We start from the raw sequence: 1,404 nt of genomic DNA, 5'->3' as shown, positions 1-1,404 counted from the left end.
GCCTATCGGATTGCAAATAATGCTGCAACAAATGTAACCACAAATGTTCCAATGATTGCATTTCCGATTCCACCTCCTTCTAGCCCAGGGGGTGGTGGCAGTTCGGTAAAGAGGCTGATGCTGATTTTCGAGGCACCCTTGAGTAATACGTAACCCAAGACAAGAATTAATGGCAGAACAGCAACGATTGAAAACAGTGCTGCCAGTCCTGTCATAAATCGGTTGCCAAGATTACGCTTGATATTTGGTTTGTAGTTAAGTTGTTTTTGTCTTGTGATAAGACCAGCATTATTGATGTTCATGTCAGTATTTGAGGCTGAGCCGTTTCACAAGCAGCTGCGCCAAAATGTTGACGGCCAATGTCATGATCATAAGTACGAAGGCGGCATACATCAATGATGAAACCTGCGATCCATCAGCCTCACCAAATTGGTTGGCAAGCATTGCAGAAATTGTATTGCCAGGTGCCAATAAGGAGAAACTAAAATTATTTGAGTTTCCAATAATCATTGTTACTGCCATCGTTTCGCCCATCGCTCGGCCTAGGGCAAGCATCACGCCTCCGACGATGCCAGAGATTGCTGCAGGTAAGGTTACGTTGGTAATCGCGCCCCAGCGAGTGGTTCCGATTCCATAGGCTGCCTGAGTTAATCGTTCAGGAACTTGTTGAAGCGAATCACGGGTGATTGCGGTGATGATTGGTAGAATCATCACCACTAAAATCAACACGGCTGGCAAGGTTCCTGGCCCCATTGGTGGAGAGCTAAATAGGGGGATCCAGCCAAAATAGGTGTACAGCATTTCGAGGCCTGGCCGAATGAATGGCTCCATCACAAAGATGGCCCATAAGCCGAGAACTACTGATGGAACTGCTGCTAATAACTCCACCATCAATCCGATAAAGTTTCTTATTTTTTGCGGAATAATGTTTTCTGTAATGAATATTGCCGTTCCAACCCCCAATGGAATGGCAATGAAGAGTGACAAGATCGAGGTCACTAATGTGCCGTAAATTGCGGCCCCAGCCCCGTATTCATCATCGACGGGGTTCCAATCAGACGTGATTAAAAACTCCCAGCCATACCGAAGCATGGATGGCAGGCCCCCCTGAAACACCACGAACAAAATGGCGAACAGGACAAGGGCCACGACCGACGCCAGGATCACCGCCAAGTTTTTGAAACCCGAGTCCACCAGCTTTTCGGACTGCGGTCGTTTGCGGAGTCGGTACTGATCGTCCAAGTTGCTGGACATTGATCGGAGGATCACACCTCCCCTAAGTATGGGAGAGATCGGTCCTGGGTTCCTTGTGATCCCGAACACAAATACATGTCGGTTTGCTGGAGCTTATTCGTTACCGGCCGTTAGCCTGGAGTTCCACTGATCGCGGGTATGGGTCGGATC

At 48.3% G+C, this 1,404-nt stretch carries 1 protein-coding gene and 1 pseudogene; both read right to left on the bottom strand.

Annotation, left to right across the window (positions count from 1 at the left end):
• Positions 1-8: 8 nt before the first annotated feature.
• Positions 9-302 (bottom strand): annotated as a pseudogene (locus tag WH5701_RS16235) (phosphate ABC transporter, permease protein PstA); the annotation flags it as partial.
• Position 303: 1 nt separating this feature from the next.
• Positions 304-1,254 carry a phosphate ABC transporter permease subunit PstC gene (gene pstC / locus WH5701_RS00485; RefSeq protein ID WP_009789743.1) on the bottom strand — a complete coding sequence of 317 codons (951 nt, stop codon included), beginning with the start codon at positions 1,252-1,254 and terminating at the stop codon, positions 304-306.
• Positions 1,255-1,404: the final 150 nt, after the last annotated feature.

The sequence above is a fragment of the Synechococcus sp. WH 5701 genome (assembly GCF_000153045.1).
GTDB classification, from domain to species: Bacteria; Cyanobacteriota; Cyanobacteriia; order PCC-6307; family Cyanobiaceae; genus Regnicoccus_A; species Regnicoccus_A antarcticus.
This window is presented reverse-complemented; position numbering and strand designations above follow the sequence as displayed.